At 70.0% G+C, this 3,955-nt stretch carries 3 protein-coding genes and 1 pseudogene; 2 read left to right on the plus strand and 2 right to left on the minus strand.

Annotation, left to right across the window (positions count from 1 at the left end):
* Nucleotides 1-580, minus strand: a pseudogene (locus AC1DE0_RS22385) (hypothetical protein); the annotation flags it as partial.
* Entirely contained in the window at nt 577-1,353 is a 777-nt protein-coding gene (locus tag AC1DE0_RS22390) for a peptidylprolyl isomerase (RefSeq protein ID WP_478105839.1), read from the minus strand. The gene AC1DE0_RS22390 and the pseudogene AC1DE0_RS22385, both read right to left, overlap by 4 nt.
* Nucleotides 1,354-1,653: 300 nt before the next feature.
* On the opposite strand from AC1DE0_RS22390, the gene AC1DE0_RS22395 reads away from it, so the two are divergent.
* Entirely contained in the window at nt 1,654-2,355 is a 702-nt protein-coding gene (locus AC1DE0_RS22395) for an MBL fold metallo-hydrolase (protein WP_478105841.1), read from the plus strand.
* Nucleotides 2,352-3,710, plus strand: coding sequence for a histidine--tRNA ligase (gene hisS / locus AC1DE0_RS22400; RefSeq protein ID WP_478105843.1), 1,359 nt, complete (start codon nt 2,352-2,354; stop codon nt 3,708-3,710). Before AC1DE0_RS22395 ends, hisS begins: the two co-directional genes overlap by 4 nt.
* Nucleotides 3,711-3,955: the final 245 nt, after the last annotated feature.

A 3,955-nucleotide genomic window follows, 5' to 3' on the forward strand; every position in this document is an offset into this window, starting at 1 on the left:
CGGCTGACTCGGCTGACTCGGCTGACTCGGCTGACTCGGCTGACTCGGCTGACTCGGCTGACTCGGCTGACTCGGCTGACTCGGCTGACTCGGCTGACTCGGCTGACTCGGCTGACTCGGCTGACTCGGCTGACTCGGCCGCGACCGGCTCGGTGACTGCGGGCTGAGCTGCCTCGGGCTCAGTGACGGGAGTGGGCTGCTCGGACTCCGGCTCCACGACGGCGGCCTGCTCGGCCACGGGCTCGGCCACGGGCTCGGGCTCGGCGGCAGTCTCGTCGGCAGGCTCTTCCTGGGACGGCTCCCCGGCCGCGGGCTCGGCCGCTTCGGGCCCGGTGGCGGGCGCTTCCGAGACGGGCTCGGTGACTGCGGGCTCGGCCGCGACGGCCGCATCCGGCTCGACTGCCTCCACCGTGTCGCCGGACTCCGTCGAGGCCACCGACGCAACGGCGTCCGCGGTGGCTGCCGCCGCGGCGCCGTCGCCTCCCGGCGCCGGCGTCTGTGCCTCGGAGGTGTCCGCGGGCACGGCCAGGACCTCGGGGCCGGTGGTCTCGTCGGGCTCGGGCTGGTTCATGTCGGTCATGCCTTCTTCTCCGTCACGCTGACGCTGAGGATGCTGATCGGGTGCACTGGCGTCGGCTGGCCTGCTGTGACCAGGCCGCCCGCCGCAATCTTGTCGACGATGTCCATGCCCTTGGTCACCTTTCCGAAGATCGTGTAGCCGCCGGTGTCAGTGGGCAACTGGGTTTCCTTGTAGGTGATGAAGAACTGGCCTCCGTTGGTGTCCGGTGCCTGTCCGCGGGCCATGGCCAGCGTGCCACGTGGGTACTGGCCGTTGGCCGGCGCGTTCTCGATGCCGAACTGGTAGCCGGGGTCGCCCGAACCCGTGCCGGTGGGGTCGCCGCACTGGAGCACGAAGATGCCCTCGGTGGTGAGGCGGTGGCAGGGGCTTGGTGCCCAGTAGCCGGTCTTGGCGAGGTTGAGGAACGAGGCGACCGTCTGGGGCGCCTTCGTGCCGTCGAGCTCGAACACCAGGTCGCCACAGGTCGTCTTCACCGTGGCGACGAACGTCTTGCCGGCGGCGCCCGCCTTGGCGGGCACCGTGGACTGCTGCTTCGGGCTGGTCTGGTTGGCCGGCGGAGCGGTGCAGCCCCCAGCGAGCTTCTGCCCAGCGGCCAGGCCGCCTGAGGAGGTCGGGTTGCTCGCCGGGGTGGTGGCGGGAGCGGTCGACGCCGCTGCCGGAGCCGGGCTGTTGGAGCTGCCGATGAACCGGGGCACCACGATCACGGCTGCGATGACGAGGATGACCGCGAGGATCACGCCGAAGACCTGCTTGTCGCGTGCGGAGTCGCTCACGGGCGCCTTCGCTGTCCTCTGCTGCTCTTCGTGGCGGCGGCGCGCACGTGCGCGTTCCTGCTCTTTGGTCACTGACCTCTCCTCGTACGGGCCGCATGGGCTGTCCCCGGGCGTTCGGTCATTTTATGGAACGACTGCGGTGCGTACGCAGCGGGACGGGTCACGAGTCCGTGACAACTCCCCTCTGACGGGCGGATTTACGCCCGGAAGCCCGCCAGACGGCATACGCAAGCAGGTGAAGCCTGCCCCGACCACGTAAGCGGTGTGCCCCAGCCTGCGCCCCATGGCTAGGCTCCGAACGTGCTGACGATCGCATTCCCCGCCCAGGCGTTCGACACGAACTGCTACGTCCTGGCGCCCGGGGCGGGGGAGGAGTGCCTCATCGTCGACCCCGGTGTCGGGGTGGAGGAGACCCTGCGCGAGGTGCTGAGCGAGCACCACCTGCGGCCGGCCGCAGTGCTACTCACGCACGGCCACGTCGACCACGTCTACTCCGTGACGCCGGTGTGCGGCGCCGACACCGCGGCCTACATCCACCCGGACGACCGCTACCGGCTGCACGACCTGCTGGCGCGGAGCAACCCGGGCCTGGTCGCCATGCTCGAGCAGCAGTTCGGCACCGCCGCGACGTGGACCGAGCCGACCAACGTCGTCGAGATCGTCGACGGCACCAGGCTCACTCTGGCCGGCATGGACGTCGACGTCCTGCACGCGCCCGGACACACCGAGGGCTCGGTGATGTTCGGTCTCGACCGCGTGCCCGACGGCATCCGCGACCAGGTCGACGTCGACCGCACAGTGGTCACCGGCGACGTGCTCTTCGCCGGCTCCATCGGGCGCACCGACCTTCCCGGCGGCGACCCGGCCGCGATGCAGCGCAGCCTGCGCGACGTCGTGCTGCCCCTTGCCGACACCACGCTCGTGCTGCCCGGCCACTACCAGGCGACGACGATGGCCCACGAACGCGCCACCAACCCCTACCTGAAAGACTTGTCCGCGTGAGCACCCCGCAGCCCAAGGCCACCAAGGTCCTGCCGATCAGTGGCTTTCCCGAGTACCTCCCGTCCGAGCGAATCGTCGAGCAGCGATTCCTCGACGTCATCCGCGAGACGTTCGAGCTGCACGGCTTCTCCTCGGTCGAGACGCGCTCCATCGAACCGATCGAGCGGCTCAGCTCGCAGGGCGAGGACGCCGACAAGGAGATCTACGCGGTCTCGCGGCTCGCCGGCGGCAGCGACGACGACGCGCGCTGGGGCCTGCACTTCGACATGACCGTGCCGTTCGCGCGCTACGTGCTCGAGAACGCCGGCAAGCTCTCGTTCCCCTTCCGGCGCTACCAGATCCAGAAGGCTTGGCGCGGAGAGCGCCCGCAGGAAGGCCGCTACCGCGAGTTCACGCAGGCCGACATCGACGTCGTCGACGTGGGCGACCTGTCGCCGCACTTCGAGGCGGAGATGCCGCTCGTCATCGCAGACGTGTTCAGCAAGTTCCCCGTCGGTGACTTCGTCATCCAGGTCAACGACCGCAAGATCCCCAACGGCTTCTACCAGGGCATCGGCATCACCGACGTCATCGGCACCCTGCGCATCGTCGACAAGCTCGACAAGGTCGGCCCCGAGAAGGTCAAGGCGATGCTCCTCGAGGCGGGAGCCACCGACGCGCAGGCCGACCAGTGCCTCGCGCTCGCCGAGATCCGCTCGACCGACCTCGGCTTCGTCGAGCAGGTGCGTGCGCTTGGCGTCGAGCACCCGCTCCTCGAGGAGGGGCTCGAGTCGCTCGCCAACGTCATCCGCACCGGAATGGCCCACGCGCCAGGCAAGCTCGTCGCCGACCTTCGCATCGCTCGTGGTCTCGACTACTACACCGGCACCGTCTACGAGACCCAGTTCGTGGGGCACGAGTCGTGGGGCTCGTTCTGCTCCGGTGGCCGCTACGACGCGCTGGCCAGCGACGGGCGCACCACCTACCCGGGCGTCGGCATCTCCATCGGCGTCACCCGCATCCTCGGCCTGCTCGTCGGTCGCGGCCTCGTCACCGCCTCGCGCTCGACGCCCGCGGCAGTCCTCGTGGCCCTCAAGGACGACGAGTCGCGAGACGACGCCGTCGCCATCGCCACGGCCCTGCGCCGCCGGGGGATCGCGTGCGAGGTCGCCCCCTCGGCCGCCAAGTTCGGCAAGCAGATCCGGTATGCCGAGCGCCGGGGCATCCCGTACGTCTGGTTCCCCGGGGCGGGCGAGTCGGGCGACGAGGTCAAGGACATCCGCACCGGCGAGCAGGTGCCCGCCGCAGCCGCCACGTGGGCGCCCGCGCCCGAGGACCTCGCCCCTGCCGTCACCCGCGTCGACGTCGGGAACTGAGCACTCGACGCCCCCTTTCAGTCGAGTGCCCACTTTCCGACGTCGGGAACTGAGCACTCGACTCCACCTTTCAGTCGAGTGCCCACTTTCCGACGTCTTGGGTTCATGGGGTGGGCGCAACACCCTGACCTGAGGTGGGGTTGCGGTGAGGGTTGGCAGCAGAGGCAGTTCAGGGTTGAGCGTGGCGACACGCTCGCTGTTCTGGGCGGGTGTGCGCGCGGGTTTGACCACGGGTGAGGCGGCCG

This window comes from Terrabacter sp. 05T424, assembly GCF_056396225.1.